Annotated in this window: 26 protein-coding genes and 3 tRNA genes; 10 read left to right on the top strand and 19 right to left on the bottom strand. The window is 67.2% G+C overall.

Going from position 1 to position 25,796, the window contains the following annotated elements; all coding sequences use genetic code 11:
* Positions 1-2 precede the first annotated feature (2 nt).
* Together BN3385_RS00930 and BN3385_RS00925 are read right to left on the bottom strand one after the other, a co-directional pair.
* Positions 3-515 (bottom strand): bacterial proteasome activator family protein, encoded by a 513-nt coding sequence (locus BN3385_RS00930; protein ID WP_059014218.1) that lies wholly within the window; start codon positions 513-515, stop codon positions 3-5.
* Positions 516-543: 28 nt separating this feature from the next.
* Positions 544-2,520 carry a DUF6541 family protein gene (locus tag BN3385_RS00925; protein ID WP_059014216.1) on the bottom strand — a complete coding sequence of 659 codons (1,977 nt, stop codon included), beginning with the start codon at positions 2,518-2,520 and terminating at the stop codon, positions 544-546.
* A 108-nt stretch (positions 2,521-2,628) separates the two neighbouring features.
* Here BN3385_RS00925 and BN3385_RS00920 point away from each other — a divergent pair, with 108 nt between their 5' ends.
* Entirely contained in the window at positions 2,629-3,825 is a 1,197-nt protein-coding gene (locus tag BN3385_RS00920) for a cysteine desulfurase-like protein (RefSeq protein ID WP_059016255.1), read from the top strand.
* A gap of 3 nt (positions 3,826-3,828) precedes the next feature.
* Here the strand turns inward: BN3385_RS00920 and BN3385_RS00915 are convergent, their stop codons facing one another.
* Positions 3,829-4,812, bottom strand: coding sequence for an NAD(P)H-quinone oxidoreductase (locus BN3385_RS00915; protein ID WP_059014214.1), 984 nt, complete (start codon positions 4,810-4,812; stop codon positions 3,829-3,831).
* An 82-nt stretch (positions 4,813-4,894) separates the two neighbouring features.
* Here BN3385_RS00915 and BN3385_RS00910 point away from each other — a divergent pair, with 82 nt between their 5' ends.
* The 3 genes from BN3385_RS00910 to BN3385_RS00900 all read left to right on the top strand — a co-directional run bounded on the left by BN3385_RS00910 (position 4,895) and on the right by BN3385_RS00900 (position 6,068).
* Entirely contained in the window at positions 4,895-5,407 is a 513-nt protein-coding gene (locus tag BN3385_RS00910) for a MarR family winged helix-turn-helix transcriptional regulator (protein ID WP_059014212.1), read from the top strand.
* A 47-nt stretch (positions 5,408-5,454) separates the two neighbouring features.
* Positions 5,455-5,541 (top strand) — tRNA-Ser (locus BN3385_RS00905).
* 239 nt (positions 5,542-5,780) lie between these two features.
* Complete coding sequence (locus BN3385_RS00900) at positions 5,781-6,068, top strand: hypothetical protein (protein ID WP_059014210.1); 288 nt, start codon at positions 5,781-5,783, stop codon at positions 6,066-6,068.
* A gap of 5 nt (positions 6,069-6,073) precedes the next feature.
* Here the strand turns inward: BN3385_RS00900 and BN3385_RS00895 are convergent, their stop codons facing one another.
* The 4 genes from BN3385_RS00895 to BN3385_RS00880 form a co-directional block, all read right to left on the bottom strand.
* Complete coding sequence (locus tag BN3385_RS00895; RefSeq protein ID WP_059014208.1) at positions 6,074-6,895, bottom strand: crotonase/enoyl-CoA hydratase family protein; 822 nt, start codon at positions 6,893-6,895, stop codon at positions 6,074-6,076.
* A gap of 22 nt (positions 6,896-6,917) precedes the next feature.
* Entirely contained in the window at positions 6,918-8,363 is a 1,446-nt protein-coding gene (locus BN3385_RS00890) for an APC family permease (RefSeq protein WP_059014207.1), read from the bottom strand.
* A gap of 174 nt (positions 8,364-8,537) precedes the next feature.
* Positions 8,538-10,379 carry a family 2A encapsulin nanocompartment cargo protein cysteine desulfurase gene (locus BN3385_RS00885; protein ID WP_059014205.1) on the bottom strand — a complete coding sequence of 614 codons (1,842 nt, stop codon included), beginning with the start codon at positions 10,377-10,379 and terminating at the stop codon, positions 8,538-8,540.
* Positions 10,366-11,292: a family 2A encapsulin nanocompartment shell protein gene (locus tag BN3385_RS00880; RefSeq protein ID WP_059014203.1), complete on the bottom strand. Its 927-nt coding sequence runs from the start codon at positions 11,290-11,292 to the stop codon at positions 10,366-10,368. The genes BN3385_RS00885 and BN3385_RS00880 overlap by 14 nt, the downstream gene beginning before the upstream one ends.
* Positions 11,293-11,577: 285 nt before the next feature.
* On the opposite strand from BN3385_RS00880, the gene BN3385_RS00875 reads away from it, so the two are divergent.
* Together BN3385_RS00875 and BN3385_RS00870 are read left to right on the top strand one after the other, a co-directional pair.
* Entirely contained in the window at positions 11,578-12,858 is a 1,281-nt protein-coding gene (locus BN3385_RS00875) for a thioester domain-containing protein (protein WP_059014200.1), read from the top strand.
* Positions 12,858-13,442, top strand: a complete 585-nt coding sequence (locus tag BN3385_RS00870) for a TIGR03086 family metal-binding protein (RefSeq protein ID WP_059014198.1) — start codon at positions 12,858-12,860, stop codon at positions 13,440-13,442. The genes BN3385_RS00875 and BN3385_RS00870 overlap by 1 nt, the downstream gene beginning before the upstream one ends.
* Here BN3385_RS00870 and hisC read toward each other — a convergent pair.
* On the bottom strand, positions 13,435-14,493 hold the full coding sequence (gene hisC, locus BN3385_RS00865; protein WP_059014196.1) for a histidinol-phosphate transaminase: 1,059 nt from the start codon (positions 14,491-14,493) through the stop codon (positions 13,435-13,437). The genes BN3385_RS00870 and hisC overlap by 8 nt on opposite strands.
* Before the next feature lie 119 nt (positions 14,494-14,612).
* On the opposite strand from hisC, the gene BN3385_RS00860 reads away from it, so the two are divergent.
* A tRNA-Ser gene (locus BN3385_RS00860) sits at positions 14,613-14,701 on the top strand.
* A gap of 40 nt (positions 14,702-14,741) precedes the next feature.
* Positions 14,742-14,814: transfer RNA gene (locus BN3385_RS00855), tRNA-Arg, on the top strand.
* Between the two features lies 1 nt (position 14,815).
* On the opposite strand, the gene BN3385_RS00850 is transcribed toward BN3385_RS00855, so the two are convergent.
* The 11 genes from BN3385_RS00850 to BN3385_RS00800 form a co-directional block, all read right to left on the bottom strand.
* Complete coding sequence (locus BN3385_RS00850; RefSeq protein ID WP_059014194.1) at positions 14,816-15,442, bottom strand: TetR/AcrR family transcriptional regulator; 627 nt, start codon at positions 15,440-15,442, stop codon at positions 14,816-14,818.
* 50 nt (positions 15,443-15,492) lie between these two features.
* The gene (locus tag BN3385_RS00845) at positions 15,493-16,638 is read right to left on the bottom strand and encodes a serine hydrolase domain-containing protein (protein ID WP_059014192.1); all 1,146 of its coding nucleotides are present in this window, start codon (positions 16,636-16,638) and stop codon (positions 15,493-15,495) included.
* Entirely contained in the window at positions 16,635-17,405 is a 771-nt protein-coding gene (locus tag BN3385_RS00840; protein WP_059014191.1) for a hypothetical protein, read from the bottom strand. Before BN3385_RS00840 ends, BN3385_RS00845 begins: the two co-directional genes overlap by 4 nt.
* Positions 17,406-17,500: 95 nt before the next feature.
* The gene (locus tag BN3385_RS00835) at positions 17,501-17,791 is read right to left on the bottom strand and encodes a hypothetical protein (RefSeq protein ID WP_059014189.1); all 291 of its coding nucleotides are present in this window, start codon (positions 17,789-17,791) and stop codon (positions 17,501-17,503) included.
* Between the two features lie 65 nt (positions 17,792-17,856).
* Positions 17,857-18,117, bottom strand: coding sequence for a hypothetical protein (locus BN3385_RS00830; protein WP_059014187.1), 261 nt, complete (start codon positions 18,115-18,117; stop codon positions 17,857-17,859).
* A gap of 136 nt (positions 18,118-18,253) precedes the next feature.
* Positions 18,254-19,015: an SDR family NAD(P)-dependent oxidoreductase gene (locus tag BN3385_RS00825; RefSeq protein ID WP_059014186.1), complete on the bottom strand. Its 762-nt coding sequence runs from the start codon at positions 19,013-19,015 to the stop codon at positions 18,254-18,256.
* Positions 19,012-20,190, bottom strand: a complete 1,179-nt coding sequence (locus BN3385_RS00820) for an acyl-CoA dehydrogenase family protein (protein ID WP_059014183.1) — start codon at positions 20,188-20,190, stop codon at positions 19,012-19,014. Before BN3385_RS00820 ends, BN3385_RS00825 begins: the two co-directional genes overlap by 4 nt.
* Positions 20,187-21,185, bottom strand: coding sequence for a phosphotransferase family protein (locus BN3385_RS00815; protein ID WP_082690351.1), 999 nt, complete (start codon positions 21,183-21,185; stop codon positions 20,187-20,189). Before BN3385_RS00815 ends, BN3385_RS00820 begins: the two co-directional genes overlap by 4 nt.
* A gap of 40 nt (positions 21,186-21,225) precedes the next feature.
* Positions 21,226-22,431, bottom strand: coding sequence for a threonine/serine exporter family protein (locus BN3385_RS00810; protein WP_231748603.1), 1,206 nt, complete (start codon positions 22,429-22,431; stop codon positions 21,226-21,228).
* Positions 22,432-22,541: 110 nt separating this feature from the next.
* Positions 22,542-22,916, bottom strand: a complete 375-nt coding sequence (locus BN3385_RS00805; RefSeq protein ID WP_059014177.1) for a DUF1622 domain-containing protein — start codon at positions 22,914-22,916, stop codon at positions 22,542-22,544.
* Positions 22,917-22,942: 26 nt separating this feature from the next.
* Positions 22,943-23,434, bottom strand: coding sequence for a DUF4249 domain-containing protein (locus BN3385_RS00800; RefSeq protein WP_156432477.1), 492 nt, complete (start codon positions 23,432-23,434; stop codon positions 22,943-22,945).
* A gap of 161 nt (positions 23,435-23,595) precedes the next feature.
* Here BN3385_RS00800 and BN3385_RS00795 point away from each other — a divergent pair, with 161 nt between their 5' ends.
* Entirely contained in the window at positions 23,596-24,300 is a 705-nt protein-coding gene (locus BN3385_RS00795) for a response regulator transcription factor (RefSeq protein WP_197415153.1), read from the top strand.
* Positions 24,278-25,786, top strand: coding sequence for a sensor histidine kinase (locus tag BN3385_RS00790; protein ID WP_059014172.1), 1,509 nt, complete (start codon positions 24,278-24,280; stop codon positions 25,784-25,786). Before BN3385_RS00795 ends, BN3385_RS00790 begins: the two co-directional genes overlap by 23 nt.
* Positions 25,787-25,796: the final 10 nt, after the last annotated feature.

The raw sequence follows: 25,796 nt of genomic DNA, 5'->3' as shown, positions 1-25,796 counted from the left end.
GGCTACAGATACTGCCCGGTTCCGTGGCCCGGTCCACCCGGCACACCCGGCTGACCCATACCGGGCGGCAACGCGCCCTGCCGCATGTGCTCCAGCTGAGCGCGGGCCGCCATCTGCTGGGCGAACAGCGCGGTCTGGATGCCGTGGAAGAGTCCTTCCAGCCAGCCGACCAGCTGTGCCTGTGCGATCCGCAACTCGGCGTCCGACGGCACGGTGTCCTCGGAGAAGGGCAGCGCCAGCCGTTCGAGCTCGTCGCGCAGTTCGGGGGCCAGGCCGTCTTCGAGTTCCCGGATGGAGGTGGCATGGATCTCGCGCAGCCGGGTCCGGCTCGCGTCGTCGAGCGGAGCGGCCCGGACCTCTTCGAGCAGCTGCTTGATCATCGTGCCGATCCGCATCACCTTGGCCGGCTGCTCCACCAGTTCGGTGATCGAGCGCTGATCGTCGTCATCGCCGCCCGCTACCGCCTCCGGGTTGCTGATGATCTCGATGTTGTCGTCGTCGGTGTTGGCTGTCATGCGCTGAGCATTCCCTCTGCTCTCGATTTCATCGGGTGTCCGCCGGCGCCGACCCGCGCCATTCGTAGATGCGGGCCTCGCCGTTGTCGTAGATCTTGGCCCACGACGTGGACTTGTCTAGTGACACTAGACCGTCGGGCATGACGAACCCGCGGACTATCCGGCTGCCGGTCAGCACGTAGCGGATGTTCAGCGCCTTCACCGCCTCGGCGATCCGCGGATCGTGATCGGCATCGTCGGCGTAGGCCCAGAAGATGAACCGGTGGTAGCCGGGCCCCTGCTGCACCGGATAGTCGTAGTGCGTCCACAGCGGATGCAGGCCGGCCACCGCGTACATCCACGCGGTGCCGTCGGTGTTGGCGTTGCCGATCAAGGTGTCGCGCGCCCCCGGCAGGGTGGCCAGGTAGGCCATCGCTTCCAGGTCCTTGTTGTCCACCATCACCTGGTCGTACTTCTCACCCATGAGATAGCGGTGCCGCGGGAAGTAATGCCAGCTCAGGCCGAGCACCACCGCGATCAGCAGGGTGGCCGTCGCCCCGATCCACACACCCCGGCCGGGATCGGCTGCGCCCAGCCGCCGGATCAAGCGGCGCGCTCCGGCCACGACGAGTAGGGCCAGCGACCACAGCGCCACCCCGGCCATCGGCGCCAGCAGCATCGTCACCACCGCCGACAGCCGCCGCGGGTCGCTGTAGAACAGGTCGCTGTACTTGCCGGTGATGACTCCGATGGGTCCGCCGAACGGTGCCGAGGAGTGCACGATCGACACCACCAGCAGACCCCATACCGCGGCCGGCCACCAGATCCGCCGGACCAGCAGCAGGATGAACCCCGCGGCGGCGAGCACGATCAGCAGGTTCTGGATCGGGAAGTCGTTGAGATGCCGGGTGTGCTGCACGATGGCGTCGAACAGCGCCTTCTTGCGGCCCTCATGGGTGAGGAACGCGTGCCCGGTGATGATCTCGGCCTGCTGCAGCACTCCCAGGAACTGCGGCAGCAGCACCGCCAGCGTGGGTACCGCGATGCAGACCAACGTCACGAAGTCGCGCAGCCGCCCCAGCACCGGATGCCAGAGGGCGTCGAGCAGCCACCAGGCGATCACGAACGTGACCACCACCACACCGCCGGTGATGTGGACCGAGAACACCCCGATCAGCGCCAGCACCGCCAGCGGGATTCGCTCCCGGTAGCGCAGCGACGAGGTGATCAGGACGAACGCCGGTACGGCGATGCCGTAGGCGGCCATATTGGGCATCGAGGCGGTGTCGAACTCGACGTAAGGCACCGAGGTGAACGACGCCGACAGCGCGGCCGCGGTGGCCGCCGCACCCGCAGTCCGCCATTCCGTCGTGCGGCTCCGAAGTAACTGCCAGGTCAGCAGCGCCGCACTGAGCGGGAACAGCCAGGTCGCCGCGGCCAGCGAACTCAACGTGTACGCGGTGGTCGGGGCGGCCCCGGTGAGTTGGGCCAGCACCGCGCCGAGCGCGTGGAAGGCCGACGGGTAGTACAGGGCCGCGTGGGTCTCGACGTTGCGCAGCTCACCCATATGGGTCGGCGACGCCTGGCCGGTGTCGAGGATCCAGCGGATGGTGTTGGCATGCCACACCGAGTCCCAGTTACTCGGGATGGACTGCCAGTGCGGGGTGCCTTTCCAGGCCGCGACGCCGATCACCAGCGCGCCCAGCACCACCCCGGCGCCGGCCGTCAGGGCCGGGCCCAGCGACACGGCGGTGGGCTGTGCGCCCGAGTCGCGCAAGCGGGTGAGCAGAATCCGCAAACCCAGCACGATTGCGCTGACAACGATCAGGGCTGCCAGCGCGGTCAGCGCGTTCCAGGGAATCCCGACCGCCCCGAACGGGATGATGGCCAGGCTCACAACGCCGTACGTCAGCGCAGGGCCGACGGCGATCGCGACCGGCCAGCTCAGGCGTCCGGCCATCGCCACCACAGCGCCTGGCAGGGTCAGCAACAAGACCGCGATCAGGACTCCGAACCCGAAGCTCACTGGACTAGTATGGCTGCCCAGGTGATCCCGCCCTCAGCGCCGTCGGCGGGGCCGGGGGCGCCCTCGCTGTCTGGATAGCGAAATCTCTGACGCTTTAAGGTGGGCTTCATGCCGTACGACGTTGCCCGGGTGCGCGGTCTGCACCCCGCGCTGGGCGACGGTTGGATGCGCTTCGATGCCCAGGCCGGAATGCTCATCCCCGACTCGGTGTCCACGACGGTGTCGACGGCGTTTCGCGGGTCGGCCACCAACCTCGCGAGCCCGCATCCGGCGGCCCGGCGCAGTGTCGCGGTGCTGGAGGCGGCCCGCCAGGCCGTCGCTGACTTGGTCAACGGCGATCCCGGCGGTGTGGTGCTGGGTGCGGACCGCTCGATTCTGCTGACGTCGCTGGCCGACGCCTCGTCTTCGCGGGCCGGGATCGGCTACGAGGTGGTGGTCAGCCGGCTCGACGACGAAGCCAACATCGCCCCCTGGCTGCGGGCGGCCAACCGCTACGGCGCCAAGGTCAAGTGGGCCGAGGTCGACATCGAGACCGGTGAGCTGCCCAGCTGGCAGTGGGAAAACCTGATCACCCCGCCCACCCGGCTGGTGGCGCTCACGACAGCGTCCTCGACCTTGGGCACGATGACCGATGTCGGTGCCGTCACCAAACTGGTGCACGACGTCGGCGGTCTGGTCGTGGTGGACCACTCGGCGGCAGCGCCCTACCAACTCCTGGACATCAACGAACTCGAGGCCGACGTCGTCGCACTCAACGCCCCGGCCTGGGGCGGGCCGCCGATCGGCGCGCTGGTGTTCCGCAACCCGTCGCTGATCGACTCCTTCGGTTCGGTCTCGATGAACCCGTACGCCAGCGGGCCGGCCCGTCTCGAACTCGGCGGTCACCAGTACGGCATGCTGGCCGGAGTCGTCGCCAGCATCGAATACCTTGCCGGTCTGGACGAGTCGGCTCACGGCACACGGCGCGAAAGACTAGCTGTCTCAATGCAATCCGCGAGCGGATACCTGAGTCAGCTGTTCGACTACCTGATGACCTCACTGAAGTCACTGCCGCTGGTGATGGTGATCGGCCACCCCGAGGTTCACATTCCGGTGGTGAGCTTCGCGGTCAACGGCGTGCCCGCCGAGCGGGTGGTGCAGCGGCTGGCCGACAACGGGATCCTGGCCATCTGCAACGCGAATTCCCGCGTCCTCGACCTCATCGGCGTCAACGACATCGGTGGTGCGGTCACCATCGGGCTGGCGCACTACTCGACGATGGGCGAGGTAGACCAGCTGGTCCGCGCCCTGGCGTCGCTGGGCTGAGCCTCACTCGCTGACGGTCAGCAGGACCTTCCCGTACGTCTGGCCGCTGGCCAGGGCCCGGTGTGCCTCCGCGGCGTCGGTGATCGGGTAGCGGCCGCCGACGACCGGCTTCACGCGGCCGTCAGCGATCATCGGCCAGACCGAGGCCACCACGTCGTCCACGATCGCGCTCTTGCCGTGTGCGCCACCGACCGGCCGGGCTCGCAGGGTGGTGCCGATGACGCGCAGGCGCTTGGCCATCAGCTTGCCGATGTTCAGGTCTGCCTTGACGCCGCCCTGCATGCCGATGATCACCAGCCGGCCGTCCGGTGCGAGGGCGTCGAGGTTTCGGTCCAGATACGCCGCGCCCATGATGTCGAGAATGACGTCGGCGCCTGCGCCATCGGTGGCCTCATGAATGCGATTCACGAAATCGTCGTCCCGGTAAGAAATCCCGATATCCGCACCCAATTCACGGCATAAGTCGAGTTTCGCCGACGACCCCGCCGTGATCGCCACCCGGCTGCCCAATGCGTGGGCGACCTGGATGGCATGGGTGCCGATGCCGCTGGCACCGCCGTGCACCAACAGCACCTCGCCGGGTTGCAGCGCCGCCGCTGTGATGACGTTCGACCACACCGTGCACGCCACCTCCGGCAGTGCTGCGGCGTCGTGCAGGCTCACCCCCGCCGGGATCGGCATCACCTGACCGGCGGGCACCGCAACGTATTCTGCGTAGCCGCCGCCTGCCAGCAAAGCGCAAACCTCTTGTCCCACGCTCCATTCCGTGACACCGCCGCCGACGGCGGCGACAATTCCGGAGACCTCGAGTCCGAGGGTCGCGCTGGCGCCCGGTGGCGGCGGGTACTTGCCGGCCGCCTGCAGCAGATCGGCGCGGTTGACGCCCGCAGCGCTGACCTTGACCAGCACTTCGCCCTGCTCCGGTGCTACGTCGGGCACTTCTTGCCAGAGCAGTTGGTCGGCGGACTCGGCGACAATGGCGTACATGCCATAAACGTACTACCGGTACGTTTCGCCTCGAACCGAGGCTTTTCCCCTCGAACTCGGTAGCGTCGCTTACGATTGCGCTATGGGAGGGATTATTGCGGGGCGGACTGCATCTGAAATGCCGGGGCTAGATATTGCTGAGCAAAGATCTTGGCAAAACTTTCTGGACGCGGCGCTGCGACTCTACGGAACGTTGAATCGCGGCTTGGTGGACAAACACAAGCTGACGCTGGTGGATGTCCGTTTGTTGGAGATCTTGGACAACTCCGAGACCGGTGCTGCGCGGATGGGGGATCTTGCCGAGCAGCTGATGTCGTTGCCCAGCAGGGTGACACGTCAGATCCGGCGGTTGGAGACGGCCGGATTGGTACGCCGGGAGGCGAGTCCGGACGACGGGCGCGGAGTCTTGGCGAGCATCACCGACCGCGGTCGCGAGGTGGTCGAGGAAGCGATGATGACGTACGCCCGTGGCGTGCGTGACAACTTCCTCGGTCCGCTGTCGCGTCCGCAGATGTCGGCGATGGGGGAGAACTGCCGGAGGATCAGCGCTTCGCTGAAAACCGGCGGCTCTTCGGCCAAATTCGGTCGGGTCTAGGTCTCCCGACGGTCGCTTCGCCACCGCACACCGCTACGCTGGTGCGCGGTGGCGTGGCAGAGCGGCCTAATGCACTCGCCTTGAAAGCGAGAGACGGCTAACACCGTCCGGGGGTTCAAATCCCTCCGCCACCGCTTTGTGGTGGCCAGGAGTTGCTTCCTGGCAGGGGGATGGCACCTTTCTGGTGGTTCGGTGCGTGGCCACTGTGCGCCTGCGGCGGAGTTTCTGTGGGTCGGCTTGAGGGGCGTGCTTTGGTGCCCGGGCCGGGCGTACAACGGAGTTACCGGCGACAAACTCGTTGCCCGGACAGTCGATCGGGGCTGCTCGGGCTGGTTGACGCCACCCTCCGCCCGCTCGAAAGGTGTTGTCCCACATGAACTCACATGCGAACCTGCACAACGGCTCGGATTCCCGTAAGAGGTTGCTGGCAGCGACGGTCGGCAGCGGCGCACTGGCGGTGATGGCGCTGTTCGGCATTGCCCACTCGCTTCCGAGTGGGGGTGGCCTCAGCGCCGACTCCGGCGCGGAGACCAAGTTTCCGCCCTATTCCTCGCCCGCGGTACGCCCGATGGACATGGGCGCCACGACCACGACGCAGCCGACCGACGAGCCGACCGCCTTGGCGACGGCCAAGGCGGTGCCCGCCATCAAGGCCGGCTAGCGGCCCTATTCGCCGGTGAACTCCGGCTTGCGCTTCTCGAACATCGCCTTGATGCCCTCGCCGAGATCCTTCGACGGCAGGAAGGCGGAGTTCCAGGCCGCGACATAGCGCAGGCTGGCCGCGACGTCGTCGGTCCGCTGCTCGTCGAGGACGTCCTTGATGCCGTGCACCGTCAGGGGTGAGTTGGCGGCGATCTCGGCGGCGGTGGCATGGGCCGCGGCCAGGGTGGCATCGGCGTCCGGGTAGACGTCGTTGACCAGACCGATCTTCTCGGCACGGGCGGCGTCGATGTCCTTGCCGGTCAGCGCGAGTTCGCGCAGGTGCCCGTCGTTGAGGATGTAAGGCAGCCGGGCCAGGCTGCCGACGTCGGCGACGATCGACAGCTTGACCTCACGCACCGAGAACTTGGCATCGGCGCTGGCGTAGCGGATGTCGACCGCGGAGATCAGGTCGACGCCACCGCCGATGCACCAGCCGTGCACCGAGGCGATGGTGGGGGTGCGACAGTCGGCCACCGCGGTGATGGACTGCTGCATCCGCTTGAGCTTCTTGTGGAAGTCGGCGCGCGGCCGAGCCGACGGATCGCCGCCCGCGGACGGGAGCGTGCCACCCATGCCCATGAGATCCAGTCCGTAACTGAAGTTACGGCCCGAGCCGGTCAGCACGATGGCGCGGACCTCGGGATCGGCGTCCAGATCGGCGAACACCACCGGCATTTCTTCCCAGAACGCCGGACCCATGGCGTTGCCTTTACCCGGGCCGAGCAGCGTGACCTGGGCGACGTTGTCCTTGACCTCGACGGCGAGGGATTCGTACGGCTCACTCATGCCATGAGGCTACGACGCGGCCTTACTCCAGCGTCACCTGGGGCCGACGGGCCGCGATGCCGGCGCCGATGGCGAAGAACGCCACCAGCAGCGTGCCGACACCGATGGCGATCGGCGTCGAATTGCCGACCAGGGCGGGCAGGTTCTGCAGAATCAAGCCGAACGCGACCAACAGACCCGCCAGGCCGAGGCCGGGTGCGACGAAGGCCCGCCACGTCGAGACGTCCTGCTCACCGGCGCGCTTGCGCTTGGTGAAGAAGACCAGCACGGCAACCGATGTGGCGATCAGCAGGGTGGTGACGCCGACTGTCGAAATCCCGGCCAGCCAGGTGTAGAACTGCGTCACCGGGTCGAGCTTGAACAGGATGCCGATCAGCAGAGCCACCGCGACGATCACCGCGTCGGCCCCGGAGGCCAGGTGCGGCGAGCCGTGATGGGTGTGTGCCTCGCCGAGCTGGCCGGGGAACACCCGCCGGTTGGACAGCGTGAACACATAGCGGGCGACGATGTTGTGGAACGACAGGATGCAGGCGAACAGGCTGGTGACAAACAGCACCTGGACGATGTGCAGGCCGGCTGTGCCCAGATACTCCTGGGTGGCGGTCGGCAGCAGGTCCGACGGCGCGTTGGTGGCCGCCTCGACTACCCGGCTGTCACCCCAGGCGCTGATCAGCGCCCAGGTCGACACGGTGTAGAAGACACCGATCAGGATCACAGCCAGGTAGGTGGCACGGGGGATGGTGCGCAGCGGATCGCGGGCCTCGTCCCGGAAGACGGCGGTGGCCTCGAAGCCGATAAAGCTCAGGATCGCGAAGAGCAGCGCCAGACCTGGTGCGCCAGAGACGATTTCCGACGGCGTGATGATGCCCGTGGACAGGCCCTCGTGGCCGCCGGTGAAGATCACGGCGGCGTCCAGCGCCAGGACGATGGCGACCTCGCCGATCAGCAGGACGCCGAGCACGTTGCGGGACAGGTCGATGTTGAAGTGACCGAGCAGCGTGACGATCGCAAAGGCGATGAAAGCGTATATGCCCCAATGGATCTGCGGTAGACCGTATGAGGAGAACAACGCCTGCGCGCCCTGGCCGATCAGGCCGTAGACGGCGATCTCAAGGGTCAGGTAGGAGATCAGTGCTACGAAGGCGAAGCCGAAGCCGGGTACCCGGCCCAGGCCCTTGCCGATGTACGAGTAGAAGGCGCCCGCATCGGGGACGTGGGGCGTCAGGGCGGTGAACCCGACCGCGAACAGCAGGATGATCACCGTGCTGACCACGAAGATGGCGGGGAAGCCGGTGCCGTTGCCGATGCCGATGCCCAGCGGCACCGGGCCGCCGATCACACCGAGTGGCGAGGCAGCGGCCACCACCACGAACACGATGCCCCAGACACCGAGCGTGCCGCGCAGCTTGCGGTGCGGGCGTTCGTCCCCCGCCGAAGCTGTTGTCGTTGTGTCAATCTGGTTGGCCATGGTGTCCCCTCGGGATCGATATACGGGCTGGCGAAACGGTAAACGCGTAGCGTGACGTGCCCGATAGTTGCGATCAGCGCGATTGCATGCCGCTGATCGCAGGTCAGTTCACCGAGGTCACCAGAACTGCGGCGTGGCGGTCAGTCCCGTGGAATCGGTTGGTGCACCGGGCAGTTAGCCGACGTTGGCTCCGCCTTCGGCGATGCGGCGGACGGCGTCGATGAAGACATCGATTTCGTCGTAGGTGTTGTAGAAGGCGAATGAGGGCCGCACCGTGGTTTCGACGCCCATCCGGCGCAGGATGGGTTGGGCGCAGTGGTGTCCGGCGCGTACGGCGATGCCTTCGGCGTTGAGTGCTTTACCGATTTCGAGGGGCTCGTGGCCGGCCAGCACGAAGGACAGCACGCTGGCTTTCTCCTCGGCGGTGCCGATGATGCGCACGCCGGGGATGGCGGCCAGTCGTGGGGTGGCGTATTCCAGCAGGGCGTGTTCGTAGGCGGCGATGCGGTCGATGCCGACCTTTTCGACGTAGCGCAGGGCTTCGCCGAGGCCGACGGCGTCGGCGATGTTGCCGGTGCCGGCTTCGAACTTGTTGGGCAGGCCCTGATAGAGGGAGCGTTCGATGGTGACGTCGGCGATCATATTGCCGCCGCCCTGCCACGGCGGAGTTTCGGCCAGCGCCTCTTCCGTCCCGTAGAGCACACCGATACCGGTCGGCCCGAAGATCTTGTGCCCGGAGAACACGAAGAAGTCGGCACTGGTTTCGGACACGTCGATCGGGATGTGCGGAATGGACTGCGCCCCGTCGATCAGTACCCGCGCTCCGTAGCGGTGACCGAGTTCGATGATCTTCTCGACCGGGGTGACGGTGCCCAGGGCGTTGGAGACCTGGGTGGCCGAGACGAGTTTGGTGCGCGGCCCCAGCAGATCTTCGAATTCGCCGAGCAGCAGATTGCCGGCGTCGTCGACGGGGGCGACCTTGAGGACCGCACCGGTCTGCTGGGAGATCATCTGCCAGGGAACGATATTGGCGTGGTGTTCAAGGTGGGTGATGACGATCTCGTCGCCGGGTTTGAGGTGTTTGGCACCCCACGACTTCGCCACCAGGTTGATGGCTTCGGTGGTACCGCGCACGAAGATGATCTGTTCGGATTTCGGCGCCCCGATGAAGCGGCGCACGGTTTCGCGGGCGTCTTCGTAGGCGTCGGTGGCGCGGGCGGCTAGTTCGTGGGCGGCGCGGTGGATGTTGGAGTTCTCGTGGGCGTAGAAGTAGGCCAGCCGGTCGATGACGGCTTGGGGCTTCTGGGTGGTGGCGGCGTTGTCGAACCAGATCAGCGGTTTGCCGTTGACGGTTTCGCGCAGGATCGGGAAATCCGCGCGGATCGCGTGGACGTCGAAGATCTCGTGGCGATCCGGCAGTTGTGGCACCGGTTCGGCCAGCACCGGGGCGGTTGAGGTGAAGTAGTAGTTCGCCTCGTCTCCGGTTGGCGCCGAAGTCAATTCGGGCGCGGACAGGAAACTCAGATCCGGGATTCCCGGAACCTCGCCATGCCACCCCGGCGCTGAACCACGCGGCGCCACCGGCACCGTCGGCGCTGCACCGGCCAGCACGCCGGGAACTGTCGGGACGATCCCTTCGGGAACGGCGAACTCGTCGAAGTGAGCCGGTGCGGTCGTCAGATCCGGTGCGCTACCGCGCGGGGCCACCGGAACCGTTCCGGGCGGAATCGGTTCGGGCCCAGGCGAACTCGGTGGCGGCAGCGTCACGCTGGGCGCTTCGAGGAACACCGCGGGCGGGCTCAACGGTTGCGCCCCTGCGGCCGCGGCCGCATACGACGCTGCCGACGTGGTGTCGGGGACCGAGCCGCGGGGTGCCGGTGGCACCGTTTGCGGAGGTGAGTCGTTACCAGGCCGGATACTGGCCGCCAGCACTTGTGTTGCCAGGGCGGCCAGTTCGGCCTCGCTGATCGGGAGGTCGCCTTCGGCGTCTACCGATCGGTACTCACTTGTACTCATGGTATTGATCCACTGCAGCGCCTTCGAGCACCGCTAGTGCGTCGTCGGTCAGCACGGCCAGCGAGGAGTACAGCGTCACCAGATACGAGGCGATACCGGAGCGGTCGATCCCGGTGAAGCGCACCGACAGGCCCGGAGCCTGCTCGCCGACCAGGCCCGGCTGGAATAGGCCCACCACACCCTGGCGCTCCTCACCGGTCCGCACCAGGATGAACTTGGTCTTGCCCTTTTCCACGGGCACCTTGTCGCTCGGGATGATCGGAATCCCGCGCCAGGTGATGAACTGCGCACCGAAGAGGTTGACCACCACCGGCGGCACTCCACGCCAGGTGGCCTCCCGGCCGAATGCCGCCACCCCGAGCGGATGGGTCAGGAAGAACGCCGGGGTCTTCCACACCTTGGTGATCAGCGCGTCGAGGTCATCGGGGGTGGGGGCACCCTTGAGGGTCTTGATGGTCTGCTCGGGGGTGACCTGGGACAGCAACCCGTACTCGGGGTTGTTGATCAGCTCCGATTCCTGACGTTCCTTGATCGTCTCGATGGTCAGCCGCAACTGCTGGGTGACCTGGTCATGTGGGCTGGAGTACAGATCCGAGACCCGGGTGTGGACGTCGAGCAGGGTGGAGATGGCGCGCAGCGTGATCTCGCGCGGGCTGGTCTCGTAATCGACGTAGGTCTGCGGCAGGGGGTCTTCGATGTTCTCCCCGCCGGCCTCGGCGTGGATGGCCACCCGGTCGGGGTTGACCACCCGGTTGACCCGGTAGATGCCGGCTTCCACCGGCACCCAGCTCAGCAGGTGCAACAGGAACCGTGGCGTGATGGTCTCGAGCTGCGGGACCGTCTTAGTGGCATTCGCGAGCTGCCGGGCGGCAAGCGCACCAAGTGCCTGGGATTCGTTCTGTGCCGACGTCATCCTGATTCCTCCGACTCGTGGGTGGACCCATCATGGTCCGGGAACCTGGGACCTGCACAGGTTTGGATATCAGCGTGATGCGAACCCTGGCGCGGTGTGCCGCTGGGATCGCGTATGGTATTGGTCATGCAACAGCACGCCCCGCTGCGCTCTGTCTTCACGCGCTGCCTCGCTGTGCGCTGCTGTTGTTGTTGATTTTTCTGACGCCGTAATTCCCTGCGCTCAGCCCGCCCCTTCTTTGGCGTGTTGATCTGCGCTGTCGACGTATCCAGAGAGATCAACCCGATGACTACCTTTGCTCTCCCAACCCCTGCTGCCGCGTCCGTCGCCGTCCGGCGCCGGGTCAGCCCGACGCCGTCGGTGGACCTGTCGCGGATGACCCGCTACCGCCCGGGCACGTACTCGCACACCGTCGACACGATCGTGTTCGTCGACGGCACCACGGCGCGCACCGACCTGATCAGGCTGAACCCGAACATCGAGGCCTACTCGCTGGACTTCGCCGGTGTCTCGCCGAGCAAGCCGTCGCGCTACCGGGCGGATACCTGGTCGGCAGTACCGCACCTGCAGGCTCGCGCCCATGAGGCCGAGGTCGACTGGATTCTGCGCAACTCCTATCCGACGCTGTCCACCACCGAGATCAGCCGGCGGCTGCGTGCGGCCGGATACCGGCTGGGCACCCGCAACATCGCCGAGCACGAGGCGATCGCCGGCACCCAGGCCGCCATCTGGCGGCTGACCAACGGGCTGGAGCTCGACGACCGCCCCCTCAACGTCCCGATCCGGGTGGCGCATACCAGCGCCTCGGTCGATGTCGAGTTCGATGGTGAGCGCCAGCTGGCCGGCTTCACCGCGACGGTATCCGCGAGCGGCGGCGCGACCCTGCGGCTGCAGAAGTCGACCGATGCCGTGGTCTGGGAGGACGTCGCCTCCTCAGTGGTGCGCGTGGACGCCGGCGTCGGTCAGGTCAGTAAGGCACTGGGCGTGGGCAGCACGATGGCCGACAACCAGACCAGCCGCGGCGGCCGGGGCTTCCGCCACTACCGGCTGCTGATCGATGGCGACGCCGTGGTCGACGAGGTGAGCTTCGACCTGCACGGCTCGCGGATCTACCGCAACGCCGATCCCGTCGTCTTCCTCTACGACTACCTGTTGTCCGGAGCCCGTACGGCCGCCCAGCGGACGGTTACCCCGTCGCTGCTGGCGTCCTCGGCCGTGGTGGAGGGTGCGGTGCTGGGTCCGTTCCGGTTGGCCGCCACCGATGCTGCCACGGTCCGGGTGTCCGACGGGCAGGTTGTCGATGCCGACGGCGCGCCCATCAATGAGCCCTTGGAGCCCGGGGCTGAGTTCTTCCTGCAGGTGCCGCCCGAATCGTCGGCGGCGACGCTGACCATCGAGGTGCCGGGCCGGGCCGACGGATTCGGCGGCCGGGTGATCACCGGGGTGGCCCGCGACGAGGTGGCCGGTGGGTACACGCCGCTGGCCCTGGCCGTCCCGGCGCAGCTAGTGGTCGAGTTCGACGTCGAGTGGACCCCAACTATTAAGGCCGTCGCTACCGTGGGCTGATGGGCGACGAATTCACCGCAGGACCGCAATCTCCACCCACCGACGAACTGGCCAGCGCCGAGGCGACGCTCAGCGTGCTGCAGCAGGCCGTGCACGCCATCGCCACCGACGACCTGAGTAAGCCGACACCGTGCCGAGAGTTCGACGTCGCGGGCCTCACCGACCATCTGCTGAAGTCCATCACCCTGCTCGGTCAGGCTGCCGGCGTCGAACTTCCCGAGCGTAACGCCGAGGACTCCGTGGAACGGCAGATCATCGCGGCCGCACGCCCTGCGCTGGATGCCTGGCATCGGCGCGGTTTGGACGGAACGGTTCCGTTCGGCTCGGGCGAGACGCCGGCCGGGTACATGGCGGGCATTCTCTCGCTCGAATTTCTGGTCCACGCCTGGGATTACGCGGCCGCCACCGGCAGGACCGTCGATGCTCCCGATTCGCTCGTTGATTATGTCTCGGGGCTGGTGCACCGCATCATCACGCCGGAGGGCCGGGTTCGCGCCGGCTTTGACGACCCGGTCGACGTAGCCGACGACGCGTCGGCCCTGGACCGGCTGGTCGCGTTCACCGGGCGGGTGCCGGTCAGCTGACCGTGGCAATCCAGTCGGTGGCGAAGGCCAGGAATGCGTCGTTCTCCTCGGGTGCGCCGATGGTCACCCGCACCCCGTCAGTGCCGTAGGGGCGCACCAGCACGCGCGCCTCGGCGGCCTTCTCGACGAAGTCCAGGGTGTGCTCGGCCAGCGGGAGCCAGACGAAGTTCGCCTGGGTCGGGGGGAAGGTGTAGCCCAGCGCGGCCAGTGCCGCGGTGACCCGGCGCCGTTCCTCGACCACCGCGTCGGTACGGGCCATCAGTTCGTCGGCGGCCTGCAGCGACGCGATCGCGGCGGCCTGCGACACGGTGGTCGCGGTGAACGGCACGTAGACCTTGCCCAGCGCCGTGATCAGGTCGGGGTCGCCGACGGCGTAGCCCACCCGCAGGCCGGCCAGACCGTAGGCCTTCGAGAACGTGCGTATCACAACGACATTGGGGTAGGAGCGGACCAGGCCCAGGCTGTCGGGCACCATCCCGTCGCGGATGTACTCGACGTAGGCCTCGTCGATCACCACGAGGATGTCGGAGGGCACTGCCGCGACGAACCGGGCCAGTTCGTCGGGCTCGACGACCGTCGAGGTGGGGTTGTTCGGGTTGCAGACGAAGATCAGCCGGGTGCGGTCGGTGATTGCGGCCAGCATCGCGTCGAGGTCGAAGGTGTGATCGCGCAGCGGGATCTGCACGGGCGTGGCCCCGGCCACCCGCACCTGCAGCGGGTACACCTCGAAGCTGCGCCAGCCGAAGATCACCTCGTCGCCGACGCTGGAGGTGATCTGGATCAGCTGCTGACACAAGCTCACCGAACCGCAGCCCACAGCGATGTTCTCCGGCGCGAAGTCGACATGCTTGGCCAGATGTTCCTTGAGCTCGACGTAGCCGTTGTCCGGGTAGCGGTTGATGGTCTCCGCTGCCGCGGCGATGGCCTCACGCACGCTCGGCAGCGGGCCGTGCACCGTCTCGTTGCTGGCCAGCTTGATCGCACCCAGCACAGTCTTGCCCGGGGTGTAGGCCGGCAGATCAGCCAGTTCGGGGCGCAGGCGGGCAGTCACCTGGCCAAGTCTAGGGGCTCTCGTTGAACCGCTTTGCCATCGGTTATCCCAGCTGTGTACTCTGTCGGATCGGCGGATCCGGGGGCCTTTACAGGGCTCCGGTACGCTCAGATCGTTCGGGAGGCGTGCCAGAGCGGCCGAATGGGACTCACTGCTAATGAGTTGTCCCCCTTACAGGGGACCGGAGGTTCAAATCCTCTCGCCTCCGCCGCGGCTGACTCGTCAGCCACGTACAACTGAAGATGACGGCGCCCGTAGCTCAACGGATAGAGCATCTGACTACGGATCAGAAGGTTAGGGGTTCGAATCCCTTCGGGCGCACTCACACCTCGAAGGCGGGGGACAGGTATCTCGCCGCCATCACCTTCGTCTGTTCGATGATCACCGGGTCACCGGACGGATCACTCCGAAAAGCCGTTTCCAGCAGCGCCTGGCTGGCCTCCCAGCAGACGTAGATCATCGTCGCCAACTCCGCGCGCGGCACCTGTGCCTTGGGCGCCATCAGATCGGCGACCGTGTCCGCGAAGCGCGCGTTGTTGTACTCGTGGTCGGCCCGCAGGAATTCAGGGTCGATGCGCGCCCCGACCCACAGTTCCCGCAGCGCGGGCTCGCTGCGGTAGTAGTCGGTGTATGCGTCGAGGAGCAGCGTGAGGAGCTCATGCCATTCGCAGTCGACGTCGAGTTCGGCCAGTGCTGCCTCCAGCACATCACCGAAGCGTTGGGCGAACCGTTCGGCGAGGGCATAGATGATGTCGTCCTTGCGGGCGAAGAACTGGTACAGCGTGCCCAGCGGCACACCGGCGCGCTGAGCGATATCGCTCACCTTCAGGCTCTCCGGCCCCTGGTCGACGACGATCGCCGCGGCCGAATCCAGGATGCGCTCGACCCGCTCCCGGCTGCGCTGCTGACTCGGCGTACGGCGCAGGTGGGTCCGTTGGGACGCATTCACTAGTCACTCTTCGGTCGCAGTGCGCGCAATCGGCGCGAATGATGTCGCCGTCAGTCTGTCATTAGCGAATCTCTGATCGCCCGCAGGAAGGCCAGTGTCTCGCTCTCCCGGTTGGTCCTCTCCTGATCGGACGTCCCGTAGGCGCGATTGGCCGACAACTTCACGATCACGCTGTGTGACAGGGGATCTACGTAGATGAACTGGTTGTAGACGCCGATCGCGGTGAACTCGCCGCGCGTGCCGTCCGGGATCCACCACTGATAGCCGTAGCCGAAGCCGAACGGATGGGTCCCCACGATGGGCCGGCCGGGCTCGAGGTGCTCGGAATCCGGCCGAACCGACTGCTGCACCCAGGACGCGGGCACGATCTGTCGGCCGTCCCACACCCCGTCGTTGCGGTACAGCTCGCCGAGCCGGGCATAGTCGCGCGCGGTCATCGCCAGGCCGGCGAAGGCGACCTCCATACCTTTCGAGTCGACCAGCCAGTGTCCGGGGCTTGTCATGCCCAGCGGCTGGAACACCCTGTCGTGCATGTAGTCGGTGATGGATCGACCGGTGGCGTGCACCAGCAGTGCGCCGAGTGCCTGGGTATCGCCGGAGTTGTAGCGGCACACCGTTCCCGGCTCGCTGTCGGGTGCCATGGTCGCGACGAAATCGTCGAGACTGCCACCGGGGCTCATCGCCCCCATGAGTCGGTACACGTCCGAGGCGGGGTCGTGGTAGTCCTCATTCCAGCGCGCACCCGAGGACATCTGCAAGACGTCCTTGATCGACACACCGTCGTATGCCGAGCCCTTCTCGACCGGCACGTAGGCGCTGATGGGCTCGTCGATACCGGTAATGTGCCCGTCAGCGACCGCGATTCCGACCAGTGCCGAGATGAAACTCTTGGCCACCGACATCGAGATCCACGTGACACCCGGTCCCCCGGTCAGCGCATACCGCTCGTAGCGGACCGCGCCGTCCTGGATCACCAGCAGAGCAGCCGTATCGGTCTGCACGAAAAAGTCCTCCACGGACCTGGCGGTGCCGGCGAAGACATACGTCTGAGGTGGTTGCACCGGTTCGCCGAGCGGCCACTGACGGGCAGTAGCGGACGGTGGCATAGCCGTGGTCGGAAGGATCTCCGGAATGCGGCAGAAGTTGTCGTGCTGCGGGACGCCGGCGAAGATTCCCAACTCGAACAGCGATGTCACTTGGCATCCTTGTCGAACGGTGCGATCTGCATGAGTCCGACAAAACCGCAGCGCCGCAGCATCGAGAATCGGCCGCCCCGAACGGCTTTGGCCTCAGCGGTGAAGTGGCCACCGAGCCCTCGGGTGAAGCCGCGCCGGTCATACCGGGCCAGGGTGTCGTCGATGAGACTCTGCGACAGGTCCCAGATCCGATTGCCGGCGATATCGACTAGCGCACCGTTCTGGATGTAGTAGCCGAGCGCACCGTCGCGTTCGATGGTGATGCCGGGTGTCGTGTGCACGGTGATGGCGTCGGCCAGCGTGGTGGTCCGGGTGTCGTCGAGCTCGGCCGCTCGCGCGCAGTCGGTGGCCCGCCGGGCACTGCGCAGGGTGAAGTCCTCGCCTGCGACCACGGGCTCGATGCCGTGATCGTGCAGCAGCGTTCCGGCGTACAGCAGTTCCTCGTCCACGCTGATGCCGTCGACATCGGCCAACGCGCGGCCGAAGATCCAAGACCGGTAGCCGTGCGTGCGGAGCACGGGGTTCTGTTCGGCGGCGGCGGCCTCGACCTCGCGGGCGAAGCGGCTGTCCGGTGGGCGGATGTCCCGGTCGCCGGGTCGCGCGGCCGACGAGGGGCGGTCGCGCCGCAGTCGGTGCAGGAAGAAGTCCCGCTGACCGGTCGCCACCGCGCCCAGGAGTTGCAGGCGTTCGCGCCGGGTCAGCACGCCGTTGGTGCGGCGCGTCCATTCCAGACCGCCGATGCGGTTCGGATCGGGCCGGGCGGTCATGGAGCGAACTCGACAGACGGCAATAACATGAACATGAGTCATGTTTTACCCGGAACCGCGAACGCGGTCAACCGCCGTGCACGGGGGAGCGAGCGCTAGTAGGCGCCCGCATTCTCACCGAGATCGGTGTACTCGGGAACGTCAGGCTGGGGTGAGTTACCGGTGCCGCCGGCGTCCTCGCCCTCTTTCCAGTACAGGTCGTCGGTGGGCAGCGGGGCCGGCCCGGTGCCCTGCGCGTTCTCGTTGGCATCCCAGTAGTACGGCTCATTGGGGTCTGGCCAGAGCAGGCCGCTGCCGGAGTCGTCCGCCGTGGCCGTCGCCGCGGTGGAGATCGACAGTGCGGCTGCCGCCAGAAGTGCCAGCGCTACCGCCTTTGCGCGCGTCATAGCGTCATCGTCGCCGACGTGCGGGCGGGGACGGGAGCTTTCAGGTGAACGTTGGCTGAACGCGGTCAGGGGTAGGGCTGCACGTCGGCGGTCTGGGCCGACGGCTGCGATGCTTTGCTCGTAGCGCGTATCCGGCGCGCGATAAAGCGGACGAGCTGCAGCTGGGCCACGCCGATCAGAACCAGAGGCCATAGGGCGCCGGCCGCGACGGCGGCGAGCACGCGCACCGCCTCACTGGGCGGATCGAAGGACTCGAAGCGCTTGCTCACGTACCAGGAGGCGATCGCCACGGCGATCGCCGGTACGAGATACAGCGCAATCCACACGGGACGACACCCCTCGGCTCGATGACCTAACCAACCCAGAGTTCCAGACTCTGCTGTGGAGGGTACGGCTGTTTCCCGTGAACCTGCTGAGAGCGCGCCAACCGAGGCGAAAGCTCTACCGTTGCGTGACAGTGACTTACGTAACCGTCAAACCACCGTCGACGATGATCGTCTGCCCGGTGACGTAACCGCCCGCCGGCGAGGCCAGCCACACCGCGGTCGCGGCGAGCTCCGCGGGATCACCCGTGCGGCCCAACAGGACTCGGGGCATCTGACTGTCCAGGTAACCGGGCTTGTATTCGTCGGTCATCTCACTCTTGAAGAACCCGGGGGCCAGTGCGTTGACTCGAATTCCCTTGCGCGGCCCCCATTGTTGGGCCAGGTCGCGGGTCAGGCCGATGACACCGGCCTTGGACGCGGCGTAGGCGGCTTGCGGCAGCCCGGCGGTGGTGATGCCCAGGATGCTGGAGATGTTGACGATCGAACTACCCGGTTGCATCACCCGGCCGCAGGCCTGCGCCATCCAGTACGACCCGTTGAGGTTGACGTCGACGACCTTGCGGAACTCCTCGGGCGCCTCCCGGGTGGCGGGGACGGCCGTGCCGATACCGGCGTTGTTGATCAGTACGTCGACCCGGCCGAACTCCTCGACAGCGGAGTAGACAAGTTGCTGGCACTGCTCGGGGTCGGCGACGTCGGTCTTGCGGGTGTAGACCTTGCGCCCGGCCTCCTCGACCAGCGCGGCGGTCTGAGCCATCTGGTCGACCCGCCGGGCCCCGAGCACCAGGTGTGCACCGGCCTGCGCGAACGCCTCGGCGAAGGACACCCCGAGGCCGGATGAGGCGCCGGTGACGATGACGACCTTGTCGTCGAGGCGGAACGAATCCAGCAGGCTCATGACGGGCTCCTCAGTACCTGACGGGCGATCGCGTACTTGTGCACCTCGGTAGGCCCGTCGTAGAGCCGGAAGGCGCGCATATCGGAGAAGATCATGCCCACCGGGGTCTCGTCGGAGATGCCCATGCCGCCGAGGATCTGCACACAGCGGTCGGCCACCTTGAACAGTTCCTCGGACACGTAGGCCTTCACCATCGAGCTCTCGTGGCGGCCCTTGGCGCCGGTGTCCAGCGCCCAGCACGCCCACCAGATGGCCAGCCGGCACTGCTGCAGTGCGATCTCGTTGTCGGCCAACATGAATCCCACGCCCTGGTGCTCACCGAGCGGCTTGCCGAAAGCGGTGCGGGTGCGGGCATAGTCGACGGCGATGGAGTGGGCGCGCTCCGCCGCGCCGAGCCAGCGCATGCAGTGCGTCAACCGGGCCGGGGTCAGCCGCAGCTGGGCGTAGCGCAACGCCTGACCCGCCTCGCCGAGGAGCGCGTCGGCCGGCAGTCGCAGATCGCGGAACTCCACCACGCCGTGACCCTGGACGTAGTTGCGGTCCATGGTGTTCATCACCCGCTCGAGGTGGATTCCCGGCGTCTGACCGTCACACAGAAACAGCGTCGGGCCGTCGGGACCGTGCGGGTTGGGGGCCAGGCGCGCCATGATGATCCAGGTCCGCGCCCCGTCGGCGCCGGTGATCAGCCACTTGCGGCCGTTGATGATGTACTCGCTGCCGTCGAAGACGGCTTCGGTGGCCAGCTGGCCCGGATCCGACCCGGCGCCGCCGGGTTCGGTCATGGCGAACACCGACCGCTGACGTCCGTCGATCACCGGGACCAGGAACTTCTCCACCTGCTCGTCGTTGGCGATCTTGGACAGCACGAACATGTTGCCCTCATCGGGTGCCGCGCAGTTGAGGGCGACCGGTCCCAGCGTCGACCAGCCGGCTGCCTCGAACAACACCGCCTGCTCGCGGTGCGAGGGCTCGCGCCCACCGAATCGCCGCGGTGCCTGGAACGTGAGGAGGCCCGCCTCGCGGGCCAATTCGACGAGTTCGCTGCGCAACTCTTCGTTGGGGCCGTGCCGGGTGAGCCGGGGGTCGCGCTCGAAGGGCACGATCTTGTCGACGACGAAGGTGCGAATCTCGTCGCGCAGGGCGGCCAGCTCGGCCGGAATCTCGAAATCGATCATCGTTGTCCCTCCATGATTGCCAGTGCCCGCTGGAACAGTCGCACCGTTGCGATGTGCAGGCGATCGCCAATTTCCTTGGGCGCCAAGCCTGCTGCTGCCCGGGCATTCGACCCTTCCAGGATGATGCCGAGTTTGAAGCAGGCCAGCACCGTGTACCAGTCGATGTTGGACAGGTCGCGGGTGGTGTTCTGCGCGTAGCGGGCCACCAGCTCGTCGGGAGTGGCCAGATCGCCGGCGTCCATCAGCACATTGGTCAGCACCGAATCATGTTCGGGGTCGTACCACGTCGCCAGCATCCAGCCCAGGTCCAGCAGCGGGTCGCCGATGGTGCACATCTCCCAGTCGACGATCGCGACAACCTCGGGTCCGGTGGGGGAGAACATCACGTTGGCGGCGTGGTAGTCGCCGTGCATGATCCCCGGCTTCCAGGATGACGGCTGATGCTGCTGCAACCAGGTGGCCACCGCATCGACATCGCCGATATCGGGGCCGGCGTAGTTGTCGAACCCGCTGTAGGACTCGAGCTCCGAAAGCCACCGGGGCACTTGGCGTTCCAGAAACCCGTCGGCCTTACCGAAATCCTGCAGGCCCACCGCGACGTGGTCGACCGCGCCGAGACGGGCCACCGCCTCGGCCATCGACAGACCCATCTCGTGGCGGATCGCCGCGTCGCCGGCGTGCAGCGCGGGGAGTGCGGCCCCGGCGTTGAACCCGTCGATGGGCTCCATCAGATAGAAGACCGCGTCGCCCAGCACCGAGGTGTCTTCGCAGACGGCGATCAGGTGGGGGTGCGGCACATCGGAATCGGCCAGTGCACTCAGCACCCGGGTCTCGCGCAGGATGACCTTGTTGCTGACCGGCCGCAGATGGCGTGGCCCTCGGCGGAATACGTAGTCGCGGCCGGATCGGCTGAATCGCAACATGACGTTCTGGGTGCCGCCGACGATCTCGACGACGTTCTCGATCGGGCCGTCGCCAAGCCCCTGTCCCGACATCCAGTCGGCTACCGCGGTCAGGTCGTCCACCCCGGTGAACCTACCGTACGGTTGGTTGGGCTAGTCCCTTCGGCCATGGCAACCGGCTGTCGATGGTATGGAAGACACTCCAGCCCACCACCGTCCCGAGCGCGATCGCCAGGATGGCCGCGCCGGTCTGACCCAGGGTGTCCACCCCGACATTGCCACCCGTGGCGGCCTGACTGACCGACTCGAAACTCAGCGCGCCCGGAACCAGCGACCAGAATGACGCCAGCATCAGCACGATGGCCGGCGGCGAGGTCTTGAGCCGCGCCGCCAGCATCGCGAACGGCACCGACAGGAAGGCCCCGACGAATCCGGAGTAGGAGGTGGTGACCGTTCGTTCGGCGATGTCCTGCCCGATCAGGGCCACCGCAATTGCCGCCATCAGCCACAGCAGCGACCCGCGTGGCGCGGACAGATAGAAGTACAGCCCGACGGCCACCACGACGATCGCCACGTACAGCGACCAGGGCCCCATCTCCGGCGACGGGGCCTGCGGTTCGACCTCGCCGGCGACATGCACGCCGAGGGCCACGCCGAGCACCAGCAGCGCCAGCTGGGCGGCCCCGTAGACCAGCCGGCTGGCCCCCGCGATGATCTGCGAGCTGGCCAGCTCCATCGCCCCGATTGTCAGCGCCATCCCTGGCAGCGTCGCTACCAGCGAGGGGGCGATGACGCGCAGCAGCCCGTCGTTGGCGGTGTCGGCGACGAACCAGGTGGCCAGGATGGTCACGATCATGGCCGACAGCGTGGGCAGCACCGGGATCAGCGAGGGGAACGGCCTGCCGAGTTGCACGATCGCGCCGACCACCAGACCCAGGAACAGATAGCCCGGTAGCGACGCCCAGGTCGGGTTGATCGTCATCCCGAACCCGACCGTCGTCACCGCGTAGCCGAGCGTGGTCACCACCGGCCCGAACCGTGGCTTCAGATTGCGCGCCTGATCGATCGCGTGGACGGCGTCGGCTGGGGTGATCGCACCGACAGCGGCCAGGCTGGCGATGTCGTCGATCCGACCGGCCATGTCGAGTTGGAGCGACGAGGTCTTGGTGACGTCGATCTCGTAGGCGACGGTCCCGATCTGGATCACCAGCATCGTTGGCAGCACCACCACCCGGACGGGATCGGTGGTGTACTGCGCGGCGATCTCCAGCAGCCGTCCGGATACGAGTTGGGTGGGCTGCTGTACCTCGATGAGGGCGATGCCGATCTCGCGCAGCATCGCCGCGATTTCTAGGTCGTCATGAGAATCGGGCGGCCCCAAGGGTTTCGGGGGCGTCTTGCGAACAGCGTCGAACCACCGCTTGCGGCGCGCTCGCCGGGTTTCCTTGTTCATCCCTTGGCTGCGGCGGCGGCCGCGGCCGCGTCCTGCTGCTGGCGGGATTTCTGCCACGGCCAGTAACCGGTGACCTCAAGCTCCAGCGAGAAGCTGAGGAACGTCCGGATCAGCACGATGCCGGCGAGCACCGCGACACTGCGGGCATCCGGGGTGACCGCGACCGTGCGGATGATGTCGGCGGCGACCAGGAACTCCAGGCCGAGCAGGATCGAGCGGCCGAGTTGTTCGCGGAACACCTTGTAGGCGGTCCCGGTCTTGAGCCGGGGGATCGCCCCGGCGGCCGAGATCAGCGCACCGACAGCGATGACGGCGACGCCGACCCCGTCGATCGTCTTACCGACTGTCTCGATGACCTCGAAGAAGCTCATCGAAGGAATTGTAGGAACGCGGGGGCCTATCGAGCGGGTAACACCGCCGTGGCGCTCGCGGTTCCGTTGGTCTCGGTGGCCCGCACCGTCACCTCGTCACCGGTGTGCAGCGTTGCGCGCGGCTGCCGGGTGTCGGGGTCGATCCGGAATGTCTGGGTGTAGCCGTCGGCGCTGCGCACCGTGATCGAGGTGTCGGTGACGGCGGTCAGGTTGCCGGTCTGGGTCAGCTCGGTGGTGAACCCGCCCTTGCCGTCGGAGACCACGGACTCGCTGTGCACGGTGCGGGTGTTCTCGCCGGGGAAGCCGGGGCCGCCAGGTCCGCCCGGTCCGAATCCGCCGGGGCCGCCCATCCGGCCGGGGCCACCGTTCTGGGAGCCGCTCGTGGCCGCATGGATGACGAGCCCGCCACCCAGGGCCAGGGCGCACGCGATCGCCACCGCGGTCAGCGTCGTGCGGGTGGACCAGGTGGGTGGACGGGTTGCCGGGGCGCCCCAGACGTCCTGCTCATCGACGGTCATGACTCCACGGTGGGCGGTGAACATGGGAGGCCGCTGTGGCCGCGATCGGCGGGTTCTGTGCAGGCCAGGTTTCACAGCCGGCGCATAGGAATGGCATAGGGTCGGCTCATGGCACGTCCCATACTGGAGTTATGACGTCTTCTTCGGCCGAACGTGTGGTGATGCGGCGCGCCGACGGTAACCCCATCAACGTGTTGGTCGTCGACGATGAGGCGGTGCTCGCCGAGATGGTCTCGATGGCACTGCGCTACGAGGGCTGGAACATCACGACCGCCTCCGACGGGGCATCGGCGATCTCGGCCGCGCGCAGCACCCGCCCCGATGCGGTGGTGCTCGACATCATGCTGCCCGATATGAGCGGGCTCGACGTCCTGCGCCGGCTGCGCGAGCAGACCCCGAATCTGCCGGTTCTGCTGCTGACCGCCAAGGACGCCGTCGAGGACCGGATCGCCGGTCTGACCGCGGGCGGCGACGACTACGTGACCAAGCCGTTCTCGATCGAGGAGGTCGTGCTGCGGCTGCGGGCCCTGCTGCGGCGCACCGGTGTCACCACCGAGGACAGCGGCGCCCAGATCGTCGTCGGCGACCTCGTCCTCGACGAGGACAGCCACGAGGTGACCCGCGCGGGCTCACCGATCGCGTTGACGTCCACCGAGTTCGAACTGCTGCGATTCCTGATGCGTAACCCCAAGCGGGTGCTGTCCAAGGCCCAGATACTCGACCGGGTGTGGAGCTACGACTTCGGCGGGCGCTCCAATATCGTCGAGCTCTACATCTCGTATCTGCGCAAGAAGATCGACAGCGGCCGCGAACCGATGATCCATACTCTTCGCGGCGCGGGTTATGTCCTCAAACCTGCGTGCTAGCAACTGGTCGCTGAGCGCACGGCTGCTCGTAGGCCAAGTCATGCTGCTCGCGGCGGTCTGCGTGGGCATCGGAGCGGTCACCGTCGTCGCTCTCTACCAGTACCTGGTCGGTGAGGTCGACGCGCAGTTACGCGAGACCGCCCATCGCGCGGCGATGATGTACGGCGAACCCCTCCCGCCTCCGCCGCCGGGCTCGCTGCAGTGGCAGGACGACCGGCCGGTCTATCCACGGCCCGGACCCGGGCCGCAGTTCCTCGACGCCCCGGGCCAGCCGATCGGGCTGGCGGCCGGTGTGGTGCGTGACGGTGTCACGACCAACGCCGGGGTGCTGACGGCCGGCGGTGTGCGCGTTGCGCTGTCGACACAGGCCGAGCAGCAGCTTGCCGATGCGGTCAGCGCCCGCCACGCGGTGACCAGGGACCTCGACGGACTGGGCCGCTACCGGGTGGTCGCCGCGCGCAGCAGGATGACCGGCGACACCCTGGTGATCGGGCTGAGCATGCGCAACGTGGACGGCACGCTGCTGCGGGTGGCGCTCATCTTCGCCGTGGTGACCGCAGGCGCGATGATTATCGCCAGCACCGCCGGAATCCTGATCATTCGCCGGGCCCTGACCCCGCTGAATCGGGTGGCCGCCGCCGCGGGTGCGGTCGCCAACCTGCAGCTGGACCGCGGTGAAGTGGAACTGCCGGTGCGTATTCCACCACCGGATGCCAACCCGCATACCGAAGTCGGCCGGCTCGGACTGGCCATCAACCGGATGCTGGAACACATCTCGGCTGCACTGTCGACGCGGCAGGCCAGTGAGAGCCGGGTGCGCCAGTTCGTTGCCGACGCCAGCCACGAGTTACGCACACCGCTGGCCGCCATTCGCGGCTATACCGAACTGGCGCAACGCAAACGCGACCAGATGCCCGACGACGTCGCGCATGCGATGGGGCGGGTGGAATCCGAGGCCGTGCGGATGACACATCTGGTCGAGGATCTGCTACTGCTGGCCCGCCTCGATTCGGGCCGGCCGCTGGAGCGTGAACCTGTTGACCTGGCCCGGCTTTCGGCCGACGTGGTCAGCGACGCGCACGCCGCGGGGCCGGAGCACTGCTGGAACCTCGACGTCCCACCGGATCCGCTCTATGTCGTCGGTGATGACGCCCGCCTGCACCAGGTGGTGGCCAACCTGTTGGCCAACGCCCGCACCCACACGCCGCCAGGAACGTCGGTCACCCTGTCGCTGGACACCGAACCGGGTGCGGCGGTGCTGCGCGTGGTCGACAACGGCCCGGGCATTCCGTCCGAACTGCAGTCAGAAGTGTTCGAGCGCTTCGCCCGTGGTGACACCTCCCGGTCACGCAAGGGCGGCTCCACCGGGCTGGGCCTGGCCATCGCGTCAGCGGTAGTGAAGGCGCACGGTGGCAGCATCGGGCTGCACAGTGTGCCGGGCAGCACCGAGTTCACGGTGCGCCTGCCCTGCACAGCCGGGGCCTAGCCGCCACTCA

The organism is Mycobacterium sp. M26 (genome assembly GCF_001494595.1).
Taxonomy (GTDB): Bacteria; Actinomycetota; Actinomycetes; order Mycobacteriales; family Mycobacteriaceae; genus Mycobacterium.
Note: the sequence above shows the minus strand (reverse complement) of the source record. Positions and strands in the feature narration are given on the sequence as shown.

Coding starts and splice junctions, on each gene's coding strand:
- BN3385_RS00930 (WP_059014218.1), bottom strand. CDS start 515: ATGACAGCCAACACCGACGACGACAACATCGAGATCATCAGCAACCCG.
- BN3385_RS00920 (WP_059016255.1), top strand. CDS start 2,629: ATGCCGTACGACGTTGCCCGGGTGCGCGGTCTGCACCCCGCGCTGGGC.
- BN3385_RS00915 (WP_059014214.1), bottom strand. CDS start 4,812: ATGTACGCCATTGTCGCCGAGTCCGCCGACCAACTGCTCTGGCAAGAA.
- BN3385_RS00910 (WP_059014212.1), top strand. CDS start 4,895: ATGGGAGGGATTATTGCGGGGCGGACTGCATCTGAAATGCCGGGGCTA.
- BN3385_RS00900 (WP_059014210.1), top strand. CDS start 5,781: ATGAACTCACATGCGAACCTGCACAACGGCTCGGATTCCCGTAAGAGG.
- BN3385_RS00895 (WP_059014208.1), bottom strand. CDS start 6,895: ATGAGTGAGCCGTACGAATCCCTCGCCGTCGAGGTCAAGGACAACGTC.
- BN3385_RS00890 (WP_059014207.1), bottom strand. CDS start 8,363: ATGGCCAACCAGATTGACACAACGACAACAGCTTCGGCGGGGGACGAA.
- BN3385_RS00885 (WP_059014205.1), bottom strand. CDS start 10,379: ATGAGTACAAGTGAGTACCGATCGGTAGACGCCGAAGGCGACCTCCCG.
- BN3385_RS00880 (WP_059014203.1), bottom strand. CDS start 11,292: ATGACGTCGGCACAGAACGAATCCCAGGCACTTGGTGCGCTTGCCGCC.
- BN3385_RS00875 (WP_059014200.1), top strand. CDS start 11,578: ATGACTACCTTTGCTCTCCCAACCCCTGCTGCCGCGTCCGTCGCCGTC.
- BN3385_RS00870 (WP_059014198.1), top strand. CDS start 12,858: ATGGGCGACGAATTCACCGCAGGACCGCAATCTCCACCCACCGACGAA.
- BN3385_RS00840 (WP_059014191.1), bottom strand. CDS start 17,405: ATGACCGCCCGGCCCGATCCGAACCGCATCGGCGGTCTGGAATGGACG.
- BN3385_RS00835 (WP_059014189.1), bottom strand. CDS start 17,791: ATGACGCGCGCAAAGGCGGTAGCGCTGGCACTTCTGGCGGCAGCCGCA.
- BN3385_RS00825 (WP_059014186.1), bottom strand. CDS start 19,015: ATGAGCCTGCTGGATTCGTTCCGCCTCGACGACAAGGTCGTCATCGTC.
- BN3385_RS00820 (WP_059014183.1), bottom strand. CDS start 20,190: ATGATCGATTTCGAGATTCCGGCCGAGCTGGCCGCCCTGCGCGACGAG.
- BN3385_RS00815 (WP_082690351.1), bottom strand. CDS start 21,185: ATGTCGGGACAGGGGCTTGGCGACGGCCCGATCGAGAACGTCGTCGAG.
- BN3385_RS00810 (WP_231748603.1), bottom strand. CDS start 22,431: ATGCTGCGCGAGATCGGCATCGCCCTCATCGAGGTACAGCAGCCCACC.
- BN3385_RS00805 (WP_059014177.1), bottom strand. CDS start 22,916: ATGAGCTTCTTCGAGGTCATCGAGACAGTCGGTAAGACGATCGACGGG.
- BN3385_RS00800 (WP_156432477.1), bottom strand. CDS start 23,434: ATGACCGTCGATGAGCAGGACGTCTGGGGCGCCCCGGCAACCCGTCCA.
- BN3385_RS00795 (WP_197415153.1), top strand. CDS start 23,596: ATGCGGCGCGCCGACGGTAACCCCATCAACGTGTTGGTCGTCGACGAT.
- BN3385_RS00790 (WP_059014172.1), top strand. CDS start 24,278: ATGTCCTCAAACCTGCGTGCTAGCAACTGGTCGCTGAGCGCACGGCTG.